16 protein-coding genes are annotated in these 18,540 nt (G+C 43.0%); 8 read left to right on the top strand and 8 right to left on the bottom strand.

The annotated features are described in order from the left end of the window. Positions 1 to 306: 306 nt before the first annotated feature. The 4 genes from MHN81_RS02070 to MHN81_RS02055 form a co-directional block, all read right to left on the bottom strand. On the bottom strand, positions 307 to 522 hold the full coding sequence (locus MHN81_RS02070; protein WP_239424914.1) for a hypothetical protein: 216 nt from the start codon (positions 520 to 522) through the stop codon (positions 307 to 309). 269 nt (positions 523 to 791) lie between these two features. Continuing rightward, positions 792 to 1,247 (bottom strand): DUF3299 domain-containing protein, encoded by a 456-nt coding sequence (locus MHN81_RS02065; RefSeq protein ID WP_231105435.1) that lies wholly within the window; start codon positions 1,245 to 1,247, stop codon positions 792 to 794. Positions 1,248 to 1,299: 52 nt separating this feature from the next. After that, positions 1,300 to 2,652, bottom strand: coding sequence for an ABC transporter permease (locus MHN81_RS02060; RefSeq protein ID WP_239424913.1), 1,353 nt, complete (start codon positions 2,650 to 2,652; stop codon positions 1,300 to 1,302). Further along, positions 2,649 to 3,335 carry an ABC transporter ATP-binding protein gene (locus MHN81_RS02055; RefSeq protein ID WP_239424912.1) on the bottom strand — a complete coding sequence of 229 codons (687 nt, stop codon included), beginning with the start codon at positions 3,333 to 3,335 and terminating at the stop codon, positions 2,649 to 2,651. The genes MHN81_RS02060 and MHN81_RS02055 overlap by 4 nt, the downstream gene beginning before the upstream one ends. Before the next feature lie 195 nt (positions 3,336 to 3,530). On the opposite strand from MHN81_RS02055, the gene MHN81_RS02050 reads away from it, so the two are divergent. Further along, on the top strand, positions 3,531 to 4,631 hold the full coding sequence (locus tag MHN81_RS02050; protein ID WP_023400765.1) for a phosphoribosylaminoimidazolesuccinocarboxamide synthase: 1,101 nt from the start codon (positions 3,531 to 3,533) through the stop codon (positions 4,629 to 4,631). Between the two features lie 461 nt (positions 4,632 to 5,092). After that, complete coding sequence (locus MHN81_RS02045; protein WP_023400766.1) at positions 5,093 to 7,405, top strand: EAL domain-containing protein; 2,313 nt, start codon at positions 5,093 to 5,095, stop codon at positions 7,403 to 7,405. An 11-nt stretch (positions 7,406 to 7,416) separates the two neighbouring features. Here the strand turns inward: MHN81_RS02045 and MHN81_RS02040 are convergent, their stop codons facing one another. Beyond that, a complete protein-coding gene (locus MHN81_RS02040) occupies positions 7,417 to 8,424 on the bottom strand; it encodes a glycosyltransferase family 9 protein (protein WP_023400767.1) in 1,008 nt (335 codons plus the stop codon). Positions 8,425 to 8,514: 90 nt separating this feature from the next. Here MHN81_RS02040 and MHN81_RS02035 point away from each other — a divergent pair, with 90 nt between their 5' ends. Next, the gene (locus tag MHN81_RS02035) at positions 8,515 to 9,348 is read left to right on the top strand and encodes a sulfurtransferase (protein WP_023400768.1); all 834 of its coding nucleotides are present in this window, start codon (positions 8,515 to 8,517) and stop codon (positions 9,346 to 9,348) included. A gap of 19 nt (positions 9,349 to 9,367) precedes the next feature. Here the strand turns inward: MHN81_RS02035 and MHN81_RS02030 are convergent, their stop codons facing one another. Continuing rightward, entirely contained in the window at positions 9,368 to 10,561 is a 1,194-nt protein-coding gene (locus MHN81_RS02030; RefSeq protein WP_239424911.1) for an ROK family transcriptional regulator, read from the bottom strand. A 196-nt stretch (positions 10,562 to 10,757) separates the two neighbouring features. Here MHN81_RS02030 and MHN81_RS02025 point away from each other — a divergent pair, with 196 nt between their 5' ends. Genes MHN81_RS02025 through MHN81_RS02010 form a run of 4 tightly spaced genes read left to right on the top strand, consistent with a single transcriptional unit; the run spans position 10,758 to position 13,901 of the window. Then, complete coding sequence (locus tag MHN81_RS02025; protein ID WP_239424910.1) at positions 10,758 to 11,855, top strand: substrate-binding domain-containing protein; 1,098 nt, start codon at positions 10,758 to 10,760, stop codon at positions 11,853 to 11,855. Continuing rightward, positions 11,842 to 12,774 (top strand): ABC transporter permease, encoded by a 933-nt coding sequence (locus MHN81_RS02020; RefSeq protein ID WP_023400771.1) that lies wholly within the window; start codon positions 11,842 to 11,844, stop codon positions 12,772 to 12,774. The genes MHN81_RS02025 and MHN81_RS02020 overlap by 14 nt, the downstream gene beginning before the upstream one ends. Beyond that, on the top strand, positions 12,774 to 13,559 hold the full coding sequence (locus MHN81_RS02015; RefSeq protein ID WP_023400772.1) for an ATP-binding cassette domain-containing protein: 786 nt from the start codon (positions 12,774 to 12,776) through the stop codon (positions 13,557 to 13,559). Before MHN81_RS02020 ends, MHN81_RS02015 begins: the two co-directional genes overlap by 1 nt. 24 nt (positions 13,560 to 13,583) lie before the next feature. Next, on the top strand, positions 13,584 to 13,901 hold the full coding sequence (locus MHN81_RS02010) for a hypothetical protein (RefSeq protein WP_239424909.1): 318 nt from the start codon (positions 13,584 to 13,586) through the stop codon (positions 13,899 to 13,901). 23 nt (positions 13,902 to 13,924) lie between these two features. Here the strand turns inward: MHN81_RS02010 and MHN81_RS02005 are convergent, their stop codons facing one another. Beyond that, the gene (locus tag MHN81_RS02005) at positions 13,925 to 14,893 is read right to left on the bottom strand and encodes a class 1 fructose-bisphosphatase (RefSeq protein ID WP_239424908.1); all 969 of its coding nucleotides are present in this window, start codon (positions 14,891 to 14,893) and stop codon (positions 13,925 to 13,927) included. Positions 14,894 to 15,052: 159 nt separating this feature from the next. Between MHN81_RS02005 and MHN81_RS02000 the strand changes: the two genes are divergently transcribed. Next, positions 15,053 to 17,479 carry a zinc-dependent metalloprotease gene (locus tag MHN81_RS02000; protein ID WP_239424907.1) on the top strand — a complete coding sequence of 809 codons (2,427 nt, stop codon included), beginning with the start codon at positions 15,053 to 15,055 and terminating at the stop codon, positions 17,477 to 17,479. Positions 17,480 to 17,547: 68 nt separating this feature from the next. On the opposite strand, the gene MHN81_RS01995 is transcribed toward MHN81_RS02000, so the two are convergent. After that, positions 17,548 to 18,504 carry a hypothetical protein gene (locus MHN81_RS01995; RefSeq protein WP_023400776.1) on the bottom strand — a complete coding sequence of 319 codons (957 nt, stop codon included), beginning with the start codon at positions 18,502 to 18,504 and terminating at the stop codon, positions 17,548 to 17,550. Positions 18,505 to 18,540: the final 36 nt, after the last annotated feature.

Raw genomic sequence — 18,540 nt, 5'->3', positions numbered from 1 at the left:
CTCACTGCGTTCGCTGTCGTTAGTCTTTTGCACTTTAGACCCTGAAACAAGTTCAGGGTGACGAAGAGGGTGGATTGTAGAGGTGGTTGCTTTAGCAACGGTTAAAACAGCTCTCTTCACCTTGCGCAAAAGAACCGTGCTCACTGCGTTCACTGTCGGTAGCCTTTTGCACGATGTCATCCTGAACTCGCTTCAGGATCCATGCATTCGATACTAGCTAGGTGTTAGAGGTAATTGCCTTAACAACTGTTAAAACAGCTCATTTCACCTTGCGCAAAGTAAATGTATTCGCTTCGCTCATTGTCATTAATACTTTGCACGATATTCACCTTGCTCGAAAGAACTGTGCTCACTGCGTTCGCTGTCGGTAACCTTCTGCACCATAGATCCTGAAACAAGTTCAGGGTGACGAAAAGGGTGAGAACAATCGCGTTGTTTTCTACCGTCATCCTGAACTCGCTTCAGGACCCATGGTTTTTGATGTAGCTTGACTTTATAGGTGATTGCCTTAGCAATGGTCAAAATGGCTCATTTCACCTTGCGCAAAGTAAACGTATTCGCTTCGCTCATTGTCATTAACACTTTGCACCATAAACCCTGAATCAAGTTCGGGATGACGGGGAGGGTGGATTGTTGAATGGTTGCTCTAGGGTGTCATTTTAACGGTTATCTAACCAGTTGTGAGCAGTGTATTGTCCAACCAGCTTTTACATGAAAGGAAAAGTGCTTAGTGGCCGGTGAGATAAAAAAGATATGGGAGGGGAGGAAGTGCGCACTTCCTCATTATTTAGTTAAAGTTCAAAAGGAGCAACACCAACTGCTTTCATGGTATAGCCTGTTTGTGCTAATTCGCTTTTATGACTTTCTACTTTAATAGTGCCAGTTACCGTTATGGCGTCATATAAGCTATCAATGGGCACGCCATTTTTAATCTTTACATGAACAATTTGATTTGGTGGCGGAGGAGGTACGTGGATACATGCTCCGAAGTAGGGCACTAATAAAAATTCAGTAATGACCTCACTGTTCCCCTCTAAAGGCACGACAAACCCTGGAAGACTAACACTTTTCCCATCAAGTGATTTTACTACAGGCGCGTCTAAGTTGGGCTGCACCCAGTTTTTATCGTCGCCATCATGGCTGGCGGCTTCTTGATTACTGATTTGTTCATGTCCTTCAGGGATTAAGTCATCCCAAAATAACTCTTTAGGTGGCGCTGCCGCAGCTGCTAAAGATATAAACATCATCGCAGCTAAACTTAACCAAGACGCCAAGCGAACTGAATTCATAGAAAACCTCTTAAACTTTGATACTCATACCATCATTGAGTGAGTAAAAATATGCACGTACAGCAGGGATCGCCCCCATCAGTGTACCTGAGAACATGATAACGCTAAGTAATGCGAGTTCATAGTTACTCAGCATGGATATTGAAATTGAAATCCCAAAATGTGCTTGAAGAATACCTTTTCCTATCAATATTGCCACATAAAACATAGCAATACCGACAGCACATCCAATTGCGGTTATGAGTACGGCTTCACTGATCATTAACGCAAAGATATGCCTTGGCCTAGCGCCAACGGAACGTAAGATTGCAAGCTCTCTGCGACGTTGACTCAAAGAAGACAATAATGTTGTCAGCATGCCTAACAAACTAATCAACACAACCACTGCTGAAAACAGCAACAAGATTTTTTCAATAATATCTAGCATACTCCAAAGCTCTCTCAAAGTGACTCCGGGCATGATGGCTGAAAGAGCTTCCGGTTTGTATATATTGATATTTCTACGCACTTGTAGCGTATACAAAGGCGAATCAAACCCCATTAAAAAAGCAGTGATTTGCTTTGGCTGGCCAATTAAATCTCCTGGTTGACTGTCAATAACCTCTTTATGCTCGTCGTGGTCGTGGTCGTGGTCGTGGTCGTGGTCGTGGTCGTGGTCGTGGTCGTGGTCGTGGTCGTGGTCATCAGAACTACGTTTGCGGCTAATGATTTGTGTAGAGCTGTGCTTTGGGCCATGCATAAGTTCAATTGCTTTTAGAGGGACGTGTACAGTTTTATCTACAGGTGTTCCTGTTGGGGCTAAAATCCCTGTAACAATAAGAGGGTTGTCGTCATGGTGGTGAAAACTTGTATTGCCCATTCCGTGTGCGACGATGATTTTTTGACCCAAGTGGTAGTGGAGTTGTTTGGCGACTTCACTACCGAGTACCACCTCTTGTGCATTATGGAATGGCCGGCCTTGGGAAAATGCTAAGTTCTGTTTGTTACCATAACGATAATACTTGAAGTAGCTTTCATCGCTACCAAGTACCGAAAAACCTTTATGACTGTCTCCGAGGCTAATCGGTATAGTCCAAGCAACGCCTTTCTGTTGTTTTATATACTGATAGCTTTGCCACGAGAGTCCATTGTTAGCATGGCCGATACGAAATACGCTAGATAGCAATAATTGAATGTCTCCAGTCCGAGCGCCAACGATTAAATCAGTACCAGAAATGGTGCTGCTAAAGCTGTGTTTTGCTTCTTGTCTTACCCGTTCTATAGAAAGAAGTAACATCACGCTGATTGCAATGGTAAATAAGGTTAGTAATACGCTTACTTTTCGGTTTGAAATACTCTTAAAGGCGAGGGTCATTAACTTCATAGACTCGCTCCATTTATTCCTTTTAAACTAACTTGACGGTCGAATAGGTTCGATAAACTTTTATCATGGCTGACAAATATGATAGTCGCTTGATAGTGTTCTGCCTGCTCGAATAGTTGATTGATAAAAATATCTCTATTGTCGGCATCGAGTGCAGAAGTTGGCTCATCGGCAATGATAAGTTCAGGCTGACCGATAAAAGCCCGTGCTGCTGCAACACGCTGTTGTTGCCCGATACTGAGTTCGCTAACAGTACGATTTTGACATGAAGTATCGAGTCCCAGCTCTTCAAGTAATAAACATGCTTGTGTCTGTGCACTGGTGCCCTGTGTTTTCAAATTAGCTTGTCTACGCCGAGAGAAATTACAGCCGAGCATCACATTTTCCACTGGGCTCAGGTAAGGCAGTAAGTTGAAGTTTTGAAATATAGTGCCAATGTGATCTGCTCTAAATTTGTCTCTTTTGGCGTCATTGAGCTTAGCTAAATTTTCATTCAGTATGGAAATACTGCCTTTTTGGGCAGTTTGAATTCCGGCAAGAAGGCCGAGCAACGTTGATTTTCCACTACCACTAGGACCATGTAAAAAAAGCCTTTCGCCTTTCTCGATATGTAGCTTGTCAATAATAAGGGTTGGTTTTGACTGGCCCGGCCAGCTGAAAGTGAGATCTGAAATTTGGATCATTTAAACATCTCTTAGTACCGAGTTTCAATCATAGTATCCCAGAAGTTTGTAGGACTGAACTAAGTTACGCTCGGTTTGCCTTGGAATGCGGTAAACAATTGTGATTTTTGCTGCGCTCGACTATTATACACCCCTCTAACCCCCTCTGTATTATGCGTCCTTTAGCAAGACGCAGCCGTTCTCTATGGAGATACAATGAGTAGCTACAAAGTTCTAGACGTCAATGACGATCTACCAATTCGCACTAAAGGTGCAGTTCATAGTGGTAAAGTACGTTCGGTTTATTGGTTAACCGACCAAGATAGTGCCAGATTAATCGAAGAAAAGGGCTATGATGTGCCTGCTGGAACAGAGCTGGCAATTATGGTGATTTCTGACCGTATTTCGGCATTCGACTGTATTTGGCAAGGTGAAAACGGTTTAAATGGTGTACCAGGAAAAGGTATTGCCTTAAATAGTGTTGCAGCCCACTGGTTTAAATTATTTGATGAAGCAGGGCTTGCTGGTAATCACATTGTTGATATTCCTCACCCATATGTGTGGATTGTTCGCAAAGCGAGTACTGTGCGTGTAGAAGCCATCGCACGTCAATATATCACTGGCAGCATGTGGCGAGATTACAGTAAAGGTGTTCGCGAGTTTTGTGGTATTCAATTACCGGAAGGATTAGTGGCGCACCAGAAATTAGATGACGTTTTAATTACTCCTTCAACGAAAGGCATTATTTCAGGTGTTGATGGTGTACCAGAAGTGGATGATGTAAATATTACTCGCAGTAATATCACAGACAATTTGGATGCGTTTAACTTCCGGTCAGAAGAAGATGTTGCACGTTATGAGCAATTGCTCAGTGATGGCTTTAATTTAATCTCAGCTGAACTGAACAAGCTTGACCAAATTTTTGTTGATACAAAATTTGAGTTTGGTTACGTTGAAGATGCAGATGGTGCGACACGTCTTATTTATATCGATGAAGTCGGCACGCCTGATTCGTCACGTATCTGGGATGGCCCGGCATACCGAGATGGTAAAATCATTGAGAACTCGAAAGAAGGTTTCCGTCAGCTATTGATTAATAATGTACCGGACAGCGATGTTTTATTAAATAAAGATCGTATGCCAGAGCGTGAATCATTGGCAAGGTCATATCAGCTTCCGCAAGAGGTGATGATGTCAGTGTCGGATACCTATGTTGGGATTGCGAGCAAGATTGTTGGCAAAGAGCTGGTAATCCCTCAAGATCCACGTGCAGAAGTCATTGAGATTCTGTCTGAGCAATACGGACTTATCGACTAGTTAGCCTCGCTAAAATGCCTAGCAATCAGTGGTTTAAATGATTGTTGGGCATTCGTTTGTGAATTCCTTGATTTTCCCTTCCAAGTCACTTTAACTTAAGATTACAAGATAACCGAGTGTGGCTAAGTTCGCTCCACCATTTGTATCCGTCTCTAAACAAATATCTTTGCTGAGGGGAGCGCAATGTTGACTATACCTGTCAAATAGGCAAGTATCATTTGATTGCTTTCAACTATATTTTAGGTATACGAATTGCTGGTTTATTGGTTAACAACATAAGTATGCTTAGGGTTAGCTACGCACTTAGTTGTGTATTTTTGAAATATTTTACCAAAACAATCGGTCTTTAGATTGGATTAGCCATAACAGTTTGTCGATGAGGATCGAAAGAGGAAGCGGCAGCATCTTGCGTGCCATTCAATGCCTGATTTGTTAACTCATTGATGTATCAAAGGAACATTATGGGCACAAGTTTTAAAAACAGAATTATTGTACTGTGTGTTGGCCTAGTATTGATAACCGCAGTGGCTAGTCTTGCTGGATTTTGGTGGTCGACAAGCCAATTTAAAGAACGCCAAGTGCAACAGGACATTCAAAAGGCACAAAGTGTTTACCAGCAATACTTGGTTGCAAGAGAACGTCTATTGGTGACAGCAGCATCTGTACTTACACAAGATTTTGGTTTTAAGCAGGCTGTGGCGACCAGAGATGCGTCGACCATAAGCAGTGTGCTGTTCAATCATAGCCAACGAATAAATGCCGAGCTGATGTTGCTGTTGGATATGCGTGGAAAGTTGATTTCTACTAACCAGAACCAACTAGAGCTACCTCAAGATATGCGGCCTTTAGTTAAGGAGTTGCTGGCACATGAAGAACGTTCAGCGTTTGTGGTGTTAGACAAAAAGCTGTATCAAGCCATTATCTTACCCGTGAAGGCACCTCGCACTATTGCGTTTACAATCGTAGGTTTTGTGGTTGATGAACCCATCGCTGAGCAGCTAAAAGGGCTAACAGGGATGGAGATGAGCTTTATCAGTCAGGGCGAGCGGATGAAAGCCAGTTCAATACAGATCCCTGAAGACAGGGATTTATTTACTCACCTCCATGAGCAAAAAATACATCGCTGGTTTGGCGAATATCCGCTGTATGTAAATGCGGAAGTGGCTCTACCCGCTCTAACTAAAGTACCTGTCAGTTTAATTTTAAGCGCGGACTTACGATCTGAGTATGAAGAGTTTGATCAGTTAGTGCTAACTATTGTTTTTCTTTCTTGTATTACTATGTTGTTTGGTTTTGTTACCAGCGGTTTTTTAGCAAGAAACTTAGCAACTCCCTTACAGCAGCTGACGGTGATGGCAAAGCGCTTTGCCAAGGGCGACTATCACGCGCAAATTCATGAGGCTCGGCCGACGAAAGAAATTTGCCAGCTTGTCGATGCCTTTCATGAAATGGGAGATGACATTCAAGCGCGCGAGAAGAAAATCCGTTACCAAGCAAGTCATGACTCATTGACCGGGTTTTACAATCGTACCTCTGCGATGCCTATTCTAGATGCTCTATTTTCTTCAGATCAAGTTTATTACTTATTGGTGCTGGATATAAAAGGGCTTCGTCATATTAATGATAAGCTTGGTCCGCGCATAGGGGATAGCTGCATACAGGCTGTGGCGGAGCGAATTGAACAGGTTACAGCAAGCTTTGAAGGACTTAACGTTAGGCTTGGTGGTGATGAGTTTTTAACTGTCTTACAGGCCAAATCACATTCTACCATGGCGCAATGTGTGGAAAACTTTTTAGATAAGCTGAACCCCAGTTATACAGTGCACAGTTTTGATATTAATTTACGTTTCAGTGTGGGCGTAGTTAACATTCCTGAGCAAGCGGATAATGCAGATGACAGTATTCGAAGGGCATTAATTGCAGCCGACAATGCATCTAATGACGTTGAAGATGTCTATTTTTACCAAACTGGCGAAGATGAGGCATATCTCGAAAGGCTAGAAATTGTCGATGAGTTAAAGCAGGCACTTGCAGAAGATGATGGGCAATTATTTATGACCTATCAACCAAAGCTAAATATGCGCACAGGCCTTGTAGACAAGGTTGAGTCCTTGATCCGTTGGAAGCGAAACAATGGCGATTGGGTTTCCCCTGAGTTATTCATTGATTTGGCGGAGCAATCGGGATTAATTGTCGACTTAACTCAGTGGGTACTGCGTACAGTTATCTCCCAGATATCAATGTGGTCTGCACAGGGCTTAACGATGAAAGCAGCCATCAATGTGTCAGCACAAGATATTGCCGATGCTGAGTTTATTCCGCATTTGCAATCTATGTTAAGTGCTTATTCGGTGCCAGCAAACCTGATCACAATTGAATTGACTGAGCGCGATATGATTGAAAATGAAGAAAAGGGGATCGCAGCTCTGATCGCACTTAAGGAAATTGGTGTTCATATATCATTGGATGACTATGGTGTTGGTCAAACATCGTTGGGGCGTCTAAAAATGCTGCCAATTGACGAACTAAAACTAGATAAAGTATTTATATTGAAGTTAGCAGGTTCCCATCAAGACCAATGTATCGTGCGCTCAACAATTAGCTTGGGACATCAACTAGGGTTTTCTGTTGTTGCTGAAGGAGTTGAAGATGTTGAGTCATTGAAGATTTTAGAAGAAATGAAATGTGATTACGCGCAAGGGTACTATTTGAGTCGCCCATTGAAGGCGGACGACTTTACGCAGTGGCTAGGCCAGCATCATAAAGCCGTTTAGGAGGTTGAGCTTTATGCGTTAATCGCTTTTTGCAACGCCTGACAAATTTTATCTGGACTTACGTCTCGGATCATTTGAGACTCACTAAAAGACATGGAACGGTGATGCAGTGCAATTAAAGAGTCAGTTTTAGGGGCAACGATAGACCAAGGTGATGTACCCTGACCTATAATAGCAATGCAAGGTATATTGCACGCTGCAGCGATATGCATAGGGCCGGAATCTATAGAGATCATAACGTCCATCATGCCTATTGTATCAACGAGTTCTTCAAGAGACATGCTACCTGCCAGATTGGTCACGGTGACACCTTTACGTTCAAGATCACATTTGAGCGAGTTCATGTCAGCTTGCTCTGATTGGGCACCCAGTAAGTATAGGTTAGCGTCATGCTGAGATTTTATTCGCTGTAATAACGCTTCCGACAGGTCTTGTGGGTAAAAACGAGCTCCTTTGACTGATCCCCCTAAATAAAGCGCAATATTACGTTTATTGGAAATAAAAGGTTCGAGTTCTCTTGGCCGAAGGGTTGGAGCATTAAACTGCTTAAAGGGCTGACCATGGGGATCATTAATAAGTTTGCAATAGCGGTGAATGTAGTGCTCACATTGATTGAGTTTTAGTGCATGACTTAAGAGTGGGCTTCTGGCATTTTGCGCATAGCCAACAATAGTTTTGATACCTGACAATTTTATCTGCAGTGCGTCTCTGAAAGACCCTCGAAATAAAATAGCCATCGAAAAGTTGTATGACTTGAGTTCGCGGATCATATCGAAAACACCGTATTGTGTTTTCTCACAATAGCGTTTATCAAGTATAAGCTCACAACCATAGTGTTCTGCACGACTAAACAAACCAACCATAAACGGTCTCACCAGCACACAAATGCGCTGTGTTGGGTACAGTTTTTTCAATAGCTCTAATGCCGGTAGGGTGTTAATCGCATCACCAATAAACTTTGGTAATACAGCTAAAATGGTATCCCCCATTTGGCTTGAATCAATGATGTTGCTGCCCATATACACTATTTGAGATATTCACTAAAGCTATCTAGTATAGCGTTAGCTGTGTAGGAATTTAACCAAATTTAATCAAATAAGTGTGTGAAAATGATAAAAAACTTAAAAAGTTGTCAGTGGCTTCACGAAAATAGACAAGATGTCATTATTCTTGATTCTGGAATAATAAAGCCGGGTGAATCTGGCGTTTATCAACCTGATACTATCATCCCAGGGGCATTGCGATTTGACATTAGTCACACTTTTAGTGAACACAATACGTCAGTGCCAAACATGATGTGCTCGCGTGAAGTCTTTCAAGCTGAAGCACGCCAATTAGGTATCAATAACGATGATATTGTGGTCGTATATGATGATAAAGGCTTGTTTAGTGCGGCAAGAGCTTGGTGGATGTTCAAAGCCATGGGATTTGAACAGGTATTTGTACTCGATGGAGGTTTAAAGCACTGGCAAGCGTGTGGTTATCCTACCGTTGCAGACTATTCACTTGCAGCGAATATTGGTGATTTTACAGCTGAGCCCAAAAATGGCTTTTTTATTGATAGAGAAGAGGTGAAAGAAAAAATTGAGTGCCAACAAACTTTGCTCATAGATGCCAGAGGGGCGCAGCGTTTTGCTGGTGAAGGCGCTGAGCCTAGATCTGGTATGCGCCAAGGACATATCCCCAACAGTGTAAACTTGCCTTATAGTAAATTACTTACAGAGCAGGGGCTGCTAAAGCCTGTGTCTGAGTTAACTGTGCTCTTTTCTCAATTTGGTATTCAGCCGCATACAAAAGCACTGCAATTTAGCTGTGGTTCAGGGATCACGGCGTGTATTTTAGCGTTGGCAGCAACTGAATGTGGTTATTCAGATCTACACGTTTATGACGGTTCCTGGAGCGAATGGGGAAAGCTTATAGATCTTCCTGTTGAAATAAGCTAAGGAGCGTAGTTTAAGCATACTAAAAGGCATGTGAAAAAATACTGCGTTGCAATGCATTTTCATTCCAGATAGATGGCGTGTACAGTGTTTGCATATTTTTGCTACTCAATGCTGCATGTAGTGGGAGAGTAGCAACACCGGTTAATGCGATGCTACTGATATTAGGTACCTTAATTAATCTAACTATTTCGCGTTCGCCCATTTGAGAGATAGAGGGAATGAATGGTCTCAATTGCGCAATTAGACTATCTAGGCAAGCTTCGCTCATATCGCTGCCAACAATGATTGTCTGGGTATTTAGTAATGACTCCAAGGTATGAATGGCGATACGCAGTGGCTCAGTGGCACGGGCAATCCACTTTTCACACATAGGGTTTTGTAACGGGGTTAATTCACTGAGAGATATGTTGGCCTCTGAGCCGTTTGCAAGACATGAGCGCAGAGAGTTGAGTGAAACAAAGTCATTCAGAGTACCGAGCTCCCCCGTTTTTTCATTGTGCTCTGGGGTCACAAAAATATCCCCAATGGCGCCGGTTAATCCATTTTGTCCCAATAGTACTTGTCTATCGTATACAACAGCGGCTTCTACTTTGCTCCCGATATGAATGTATATAAAATTATGTAATGTTTGTGCTTCGCCAAACAGCATCTGATAGGCTGCACAAGCCGATGCGGTGGTTTCTATGGCGACAGGTAAGTGGAGTAGTTCACTCAATTGCGCCTGCAGTGCTTGATTTTTTTGGTACTGGGTTATTGCGTCAGCGCGATGGATTTGAATTGATAGTCCAACAGCCAATATTTTGTTTTGATTTAGCTTTTGCTCTTTTGCAAAGATATTTATCGCCTCAACTATGTCTGCGGCAGTCGGCTGTGATGCAAAATGTTGCGTGGTTTTGCTGTGACATTCCCCGTTGAGGTAATACACCCCTAATTCCAGTGTATCGGAAGATATTCGAACTGCATAAGTAAACGCTGCATACTTGTTTAAACACAACATTTTTGAAGGCTTACCAGCTCCCTCGGTGCGCTTTATGCCAATTTCTTCAACCAGGTCTAAGGCTAAGAGCTCTTCTACCATGTTAGTAATGGTTTGCTTAGTTAACATCGTATTACGTGCGATTTCAGCCCGAGAAATTGGTCCTAGGGTGACGATCTGCGTCAATACTAAACGTAAGTTAACGGCTTTATTTTGCTTAGCATTTGACCCTTTCACAGTTTTTCCTTTAATTTTATCTCGAATATCGACTACGTCGTTAGACTGCTTATCTTATTACACAAAGAGTGATTTTCGAATAGTTTAAATTTTTCAGTCGACTATCACAGCACACCGGGGTTAGTAAAATAAATTGACAAACCATAGTGTGCTGATTATATGTACTAATGTTGGTTTTCATTAAAGGGACTATTGGATGATGCTAAGTAAGCTAAGGCATTGTGAAAAAGCGTGTATCAAGTTGTTTTTAGGTATTTTTGTGTGTCTTAGCTGCAATCATCTCGCTGTTGCTAATAGCAGTGACGGTTTTACGCTTACACAGCAGCAAGAAGCTAAAGTGCAAGACGCAAAGCTCACTGCGGTTATGGCATGGCATGGTTCAAGTCCTTGGGTTAATTCGGTCACATTGGGGGCGAAAGAGGAGTTCAAGCGACTTGGTATTGAAGTGCTAGCGGTAACCGAAGCACATTATGATCCTGCGAAGCAAATATCTGATTTAGAAACTTTAGCTGCTTTAACCCCTGATATTTTACTGTCATTGAGCATAGATAGTCTCAGTGCAAAGCCCAGTTATTTACGCTTGACCAAAGCGGGAACGCAGCTGGTTTTGCTCAGTAACCCAATCGCCGGGTTTATACACGGTCAGGATTTTGCAGGTTTGGTTGGCGATAATGTAGAAGGTATGGGGCGCGCAGCTGCAAACTTGGTTGCACAAGCAATTGACAGTCAAGGGAAGGTGGGGATGATTTACCATGAGGCAGATTATCATATCACTAATAAACGAGATGAAGCCTTTGTTGAGGCACTCGAACAGTACGAAGATATACATCTCATGGTAAAAAAAGGTTTTGTGAAAAAAAGCCAAACCGCACAACTAACAGCTGCGATGTTAATTCAGCATCCAGATCTCAAAGCCATTTATGTTTCTTGGGATGCCGCAGCTGAAGGCGTAATAGAGTCGCTTCGTATCGCCAATCGCAAAGATGTTAAAGTGATATCACACGATCTTGGTACCAATAACCTGCTAGATATGGCGCTGCATGGCAATATGTATGGCGCTGTATCTGATCGCCCCCACCAAATTGGTACTTTAATGGCAAGGATTGGTGCTGGTGCAGCAACGGACGTAAGTACTCCTCTGTACACGCAGGTAAACTACAATTCAGTGACATTCGAAAATATCGCCGAATCATGGCGTCTTGCCTTTAAGACACCTCTGCCGCATATATTAAAAAGTGTATTGGAACAGTCACAAGAAGCCACGGGACATGGAGAAGATCATGATGCACGTTAAGCTGACTGCACACACACTTGTTTACTATGCTTTTGCGATAACAATGCTGATCTTTACAGTGCTACTCTCTCATACCGCATTTTTTACCACTGCCAATTTGCTCAATATATTGATGCAAACGAGTCCTATTGTGGTTATGGCTATTGGTCTGAGTTTTGCTCTTTCTGTTGGACATATTGACCTGTCAATAGGTGCAATTGTGGCAATATGCGGCTTGGTTGCAGCTATGTTACTTCAATCCTATGGGATCACTATAGCGGTTGTTGTATCGCTGTTACTTGGTGGACTCATTGGTGCGTTAAATGGCTATTTATGCGAGCGTTTGGGCATACCATCTTTGATTGTCACACTGGGAATGCTCGGGTTTCTGACTGGCTTTTCACGGCAGCTGTCTGGGCTGCAATCAATTCCGATTATAGATCCTCAGTTTATTAGCCTTTTTGGTCAAGGTACAGTGATTGGTATACCCTCACAAATATTGTGGTTAGCAGGTTTGGTCTTCTTAGCTCATACCATTTTAAACAAACTGCGATTTGGCCGTCATTTATTTGCGGTAGGAGCAAGCAAACCAGCTGCTCATAGTATGGGGCTAGTGGTATCTCGCATACGAGTTTGCGCAATGGCGTTGTCAGGTGGGTTTGCAGCATTGGCTGGTTTGCTATATGCCGGTCGAATGCAAAGTGCGAGATATGCCATTGGCGAGTCCGATTTAATGGCGCTAATTGCCGCCGTGGCTTTAGGTGGATGCAGTTTATTGGGTGGGAGAGTCAATATTATTGGTGTCTTGCTGGGAGTTTGGCTTATTGGGTGTATTAACAATGGCTTAATTCTCAGTGGGTTTTCTAGCAATGAACAAATGATGGTGAAAGGCATAATTTTGATTGCGGCAGTGATCGTTACCTCAAAGGTGAATAAATAATGAAACGCTCGGCATTGGACCAAATCGTATTAAAAGTGAGTGGTTTACAGAAAAACTTCGATGGTGTTGATGTGTTAAATGGCGTGAGCTTTAGTATAAACCGGGGAGAGGTTGTCGCGTTATTAGGTGACAATGGCGCAGGCAAATCGACGCTTGTCAATTGTCTTGCCGGTCGGATACAACCAAATAAAGGCACCATAGAAATAAATGAACAGGCATTGTTATTAAACTCTCCAAGCGCCTCTCAGCAAGCTGGCTTGGCGATTGTTCATCAGGAGCTGGCATTGGTGAATGAGTTAAGCGTGATTGAAAACCTATTTCTAAATCGAGAGATTTTGCACGCCAATAAAATTTTAAGGTTTTTTGGCTGGCTTGACAAAAACGCGATGGCTAAAAAGGCACAAAAACTTCTACAAAGACTAGGCACATACTTACCTGATCTCAACGCGCCTGTAGCAACCTTGTCTGGTGGTCAAAAGCAAGTTGTTGCTATTATACGAGCCGTCCATGCAGGAGCCGATATAATTGTTATGGATGAGCCCACTTCAGCTTTAGGGGCTGAGCAGTATGGTTTTTTAATGTCACTGATCCGTTTGCTTAGCTCTCAAGGGATTGCAATTATGTTGATCAGCCATAATTTGCATCAAGTAAGTACGCTTTGTGATCGAGCGGTGGTGTTATTTCAAGGTTATTCAGTGGCGGATGTGGCGCTCAAAGAGGTGAGTCAAACACAGCTACTTGCATACATGAATGGGACTGTGCTGGAAGTGCCACAGGCGAGTTAAGTCAATCAGATTTGAGAGGATAGTGTGAATTATTTTGAAGCCGTATGTACATTTGCTGAGTTTGGTATAGATAGAGATAATGCCATACAAGTTATGCTCAACAATACAGTACAAGTGGGGGCTTACACATTGTCTGTGACAACCTTCAAAGCAGTGTTGCTGCGCGCAATTGACGATGAAATAGATGTATCGGATTTAGAACTCTGGGCGACGGTGTTATTACAGCGAGAAGAGTATGACGTGGGAGAGTTAGAAGGCTGTTTATACGCCTTATCTGATCCCGAGCTGATGGGAGGCATCGACAAGGCCAAACTAACGCGCTTAGTCGCGCTGTTAGATTGACCTAAAATGCAAAGGATGTTGAATTACTTGTGGTAATTCAAGCAGGCTTCAACTTCGTTTTTCGAACCCAAAATAACAGCAACACGCTGGTGGATCGCATTTGGCTGAATGTCTAAAATACGCTCTTCACCAGTGTGCGCTAACCCACCTGCTTGCTCAACTAGCATAGCCATTGGGTTTGCTTCATAAAGCAGTCTTAGTTTATAAGGTTTTTCTGGATTTTTAGTATCGGCAGGGTAAGTAAATAAGCCGCCGCGACATAATACGCGATGTACATCACCTACCATGGCAGCAATCCAACGCATGTTAAAGTTTTTCCCTCTAGGCCCTTCAGCACCTGCCAACAAGTCTGCGATATACTCTTTCATTGCCGGTTGCCAGTGACGCTGGTTTGAAGCATTGACCGCAAATTCTTGAGTATCTTCTGGAATTTTTGCGAAATCTTCAGTCAATAAGAAGCTGCCATGGGTTTTATCTAATGTAAAGATGCGCGTACCTTTACCCGTTGATAAGGCAAGGGTGGTAGACGGTCCATACAAGACATACCCTGCTGCAATTTGGTTTTTACCTGGCTGCATGAAAATGGCGGGATCAGCAGGATCTGAACCTTCAGGCGCTTCCATAATAGAGAAAATCGTGCCCACAAGTGAGTTGATATCTGTGTTAGATGAGCCATCTAGCGGGTCAAATGAAACTATGTATTTGGCGTTTGGGTTACCAGCAACTGTATAGTCTTCCTCTTCAGAAGCAATTGCTTTTACGTATCCAGATTCCAATAAGATGTCTTTGATTAGTTGGTTTGACAGAACGTCTAGTTTTTTCTGGGTTTCTCCTTGAATATTTTCATCCAAAGTAGAGCCTAAAACACCTGACAGTGCACCCTGTCCAACTCTAAAAGAGATCTCTTTACAAGCCGCTAAAATTGTACGGATCAGAGAAACTAATTCTCTAGAGCACCCATCTTCAAATAACACCGGTGGTAATCTACGCATATTTTAAATCCTGATAACGTTTGTCGGGTCGCAGTGGTTTTATGTGAGAGAGGCACTGCGAACTGCGCTGAATTTCGTCTTGAATTACTGTTTTTTGTATACAATTTTATATACTAGCTAAAAAACAACCACAAAACATGAAATAACAAAGACACTATTATGATTAAGAGACGCTTTACCCCTTATCTCGTCACTGCTTTGTTACTGCCTATGATAACGCATGCGCAGGCAGCAATTAAGTCCATAGACGAATTTACTGATAAGTTTAACCACTTTCCTGGGTTTTACTCGTTTTATGCTGACCAGAGCAGCGGGAAAATTTACCTAGACGTCGATAAATTTTCAAAGCCTTTTTTATTGCAACATAGCTTGCCTTACGGTGTGGGTTCAAATGATATCGGTTTGGATCGCGGGCAGTTAGGTGGCAGCCATTTAGTACAATTTGAACGCTTTGGTGACAAAGTCATGCTGCGTGCAAACAATACTTACTATCGTGCAAGTGCAAATAACGACGCAGAAAAGCAAAGTGTAAAAGAGGCGTTTGCTTCAAGTATTTTGCATGGTTTCAAAGTCGTTGCAGAGGATAGTGATAGCGTTTTGATAGATTACACACCGTATTTAATGTCGGATGTTCACGGTGTTTCTCGTCGATTAAAAGCAACCAAGCAAGGCAATTACAGTTTGGATACCAGCCGCAGTGCTGTCTATACACCGAGATCCAAAGCGTTTGTACAAAATACCGAGTTAGAGGCGGTACTGACGTTTAAAGGTGGTGAGCCTGGGAAGTTTGTTCGACAGGCGGTGGCTGATCCATATTCAATCACAGTCCATCAACGTCACTCATTAATTGCGCTGCCTGACGATAATTACCAGCCGCGTGTTTTTCACCCGCAATCTGGATTTTGGAGCATTGAACATAAAGACTACTCGGCACCGCTTGGTAGCTCGATGTATGTTCGTTACATACCGCGTCACCGCCTAGAGAAAAAGGACCCAACGGCAAAGGTTTCGGAGGCCGTAAAGCCAATCGTATATTATTTGGATCCCGGTGTTCCTGAGCCAGTAAAAACGGCTTTATTAGATGGTGCTCGCTGGTGGGAGCAAGCTTTTGAAGCGGCAGGTTATAAGGGCGCATTTGAAGTAAAAATGTTGCCAGAACATGCCGACCCTATGGATATTCGCTATAACGTGATCCAATGGGTCCATAGAGCGACACGAGGATGGTCTTACGGTGCATCTATTATCAACCCGCTTACTGGGGAAATAATCAAAGGTCACGTAACACTAGGCTCATTGCGAGTACGCCAAGATATTCTCATTGCTGAAGCATTGGCTGCGCCATTTAAAAATGGAGATGAAACGGCGAAAAAACTACATGATATGGCATTGGATAGAATTCGTCAGCTCAGTGCGCATGAAATCGGCCATACTTTGGGAATAGCTCACAACTTTGCTGCATCGGCTGACGGTCGCGCTTCTGTTATGGATTATCCGCACCCACTCGTACAATTTACCAATAATGGTCAGTTAGATGTGAGTAAAGGGTACGCATCGGGTATGGGAGCATGGGACATTCAAGCTGTTAAGTATGGATATAGTGACTTCAGAGCCGCTGATGAGGCCGAAGAACTCGCACAAGTAATACGACAAACAAAAGAGCTTGGATTAGAGTATATTTCAGACGCAGATGCTAGGCCGCAAGGGGGAGCGCATCCTACTGCCCATCTATGGGACAATGGCGAAGACCCAATCACAGAACTGCGCCGTGTAATGGGGATCCGTAAACAAGCCCTTGGGCATTTTGGTATTGAAAATATCAAACCAGGTGTCGCGCTTTCACAGCTTGAAGAAAAGTTAGTCCCGCTATATTTGTTCCACAGGTATCAAGTGGAGTCCGTGGTCAAGCTGATCGGCGGGGTTGATTATGAGTACGAGGTAAGGGGTGAAGGAGACGTAAAAGGTGCTGAAGTGGTTGCGAAAGAGCAGCAGGTCGATGCGTTAAAGTCATTACTTGAGACCCTATCACCTGAGGCATTGGCTGTGCCTGAAGCAATCCTTGCTTTGATCCCACCTAAGGCCTATGGTGAGGCGCGCAATCGTGAAAGTATTCACGGCCGTACCGGTTTAACACTAGATGCAATGGCATTACCAGAAATGGCGAGCCAACATACGTTGCAGCTTCTACTGAATGCTGAGCGCTTAAACCGAGTTGCACAACAACACGCTCGTAACAACCGATTTTTAGGCAGTGATGAGATTTTCACTCAAATTCACAAGCAAGTATTTAAAGCAAACCCTAAATCACCAATGGCGAAAAAGCTAAATGACCGTGTACAGTATTTAACGGCATATAGAATGGCCAATTTAAGTAGCAGTGATAAAGTTGCTCCAGAAGTTCAGGCGCAGCTACGCTATTATTTGCGACAAATTGCAGCGGACGCAACTGAGCAGTCACTGTTTTCTAGCCCCACCAAAGCGCAAGCATTCGAACTCTTTTTGGGTGAGCATATTCAGCACTTCTTGAAAGAAGGTAAGTGGCCAGCAAACTATGCACCGCTGTCAATGCCACCGGGTTCACCAATCTAATCGAAATTAATTTAGATATAAAAAAGCCCCAATTAAGGGGCTTTTTACTACGAGAATTAAAGTTGTGGTTAAGCTATTTGCTTCTCTGCTAATTGCAGTTCCATGGTTGCTTTTAATAATCTGTATAAGTTAATAGACGCGTCAATTTCTTCTTTGCGGTTTGTTAAGCTCTCAATGTTCAGCCCCAGCGGGATATTGAGGTGTGCGCAGCTGCGCAAAATCAGGTCGAGATTTTCTCGACAAATTTTAATGGACTCATTAAGGGTATTCTCTGCATCTAACATGCGCCATTTCGTCGCCTCAGGCACAGAGATACCTAGCCACTTCATAAACTCAAGGGTTTTTTCTCCACCACATGGTGTAAATGTTAAAATAATGCGCTTTGGCTCAAGCCCTTGCTGGCGACACGTGCGCGCATAGCTAGTTAATAAGTCAATGCTCGCCTGTGCATCATACACAGCTTGAGAAATGAAGTACTCACATCCCTTTGCTGTTTTATCTATTAACCTTTCATGCTCATTGCGTTTATTGGAATGGCGCTCGGCGATTGTAACGCCACCCAAGAAAAAACTCTCTGGATGTGCTTGCAGCGTTTGGTAAGCTTCTGGCAAGCCTAATTTGATATCACCTTGTGAAGAGGGGCTACCAACTAGTACTAAGTTGTTCAGGTCAAAATCTTGTTTGGTTTTATGTAACCATTGATTGAATTCTTCGCGATCCCGCTGCGCGACGCTCTTGTATGTAATGACATCAAGTTTTGATAGATCACGCACCAGTTTACTGTATTCACAGGGGTCAACTGTTTGTTTAAATGGAAATGGTCTCGGCACTTGTGTACGACTGCTTTCATCTTGAATATCGTAAATTATCACACCGTCATATTCGATTTCATGCAATCTATCTAATAACTTAGTCGCTATGGTATGTAGTTTTTCACTGTCGGTACCCAACTTCGGTGGCGTAGTACCAATCAAGTATACCCCTTGGTTCGGGTCTAATATTTTCTCTTGCAGCGATAAAGCCATGTGTCTCATTCCCACTTAATTCATCGTAGTAGGGTA

The organism is Pseudoalteromonas sp. Of7M-16, from assembly GCF_022347805.1.
Lineage (GTDB): Bacteria > Pseudomonadota > Gammaproteobacteria > Enterobacterales > Alteromonadaceae > Pseudoalteromonas > Pseudoalteromonas luteoviolacea_F.
This window is presented reverse-complemented; position numbering and strand designations above follow the sequence as displayed.